Below are 642 nucleotides of genomic sequence, written 5' to 3'. Positions count from 1 at the left end.
GGGTGTGTGGCTGGTGTTTTGATTCGTGGATAGTGTGCGCGAGCATCTTGTATCTGTGGTGGCCAAGTTAGTGTGGCATACGGTGGATGCCTTGGCACCAGGCGCCGATGAAGGACGTGGGAGGCCGCGATAGGCCGCGGGGAGCTGTCAACCGAGCTGTGATCCGTGGGTGTCCGAATGGGGGAACCTAGCCCGAGTTGTGTCGGGTTGCCGCCGTCTGAATGTATAGGGCGGTTGGTGGTGACGCGGGGAAGTGAAACATCTCAGTACCCGTAGGAAGAGAAAACAATAGTGATTCCCTGAGTAGTGGTGAGCGAAAGGGGATGGTGGCTAAACCGTGCGCGTGTGATAGACGGCAGTTGTTGCGTGTGCGGGGTTGTGGGATGTGCCCGTTCTAGGTCTGCCGGCCTGGGGTGGTTTCGTGTTCTGTTAGCTGAATCCGTTGGGAAGCGGTACCGGAGTGGGTGAGAGTCCCGTAGGTGAAGGCAGAGCGCGGGCCGCGGGGTGCAGTCCCGAGTAGCGCGGAGCTCGAGGAATTCCGTGTGAATCTGGCAGGACCACCTGCTAAGCCTGAATACGTCCTGGTGACCGATAGTGCACGAGTACCGTGAGGGAAAGGTGAAAAGTGCCCCGGTGAGGGGT

The 642-nt window shown here is 59.3% G+C and carries 1 rRNA gene; it reads left to right on the top strand.

The window, feature by feature from the left end:
• Positions 1 to 60: 60 nt before the first annotated feature.
• Positions 61 to 642 (top strand): 23S ribosomal RNA (locus ABD259_RS25690); the annotation flags it as partial.

Origin of the sequence: Nocardiopsis rhodophaea, from assembly GCF_039530945.1 — a bacterium.
GTDB classification, from domain to species: Bacteria; Actinomycetota; Actinomycetes; order Streptosporangiales; family Streptosporangiaceae; genus Nocardiopsis_C; species Nocardiopsis_C rhodophaea.
Note: the sequence above shows the minus strand (reverse complement) of the source record. Positions and strands in the feature narration are given on the sequence as shown.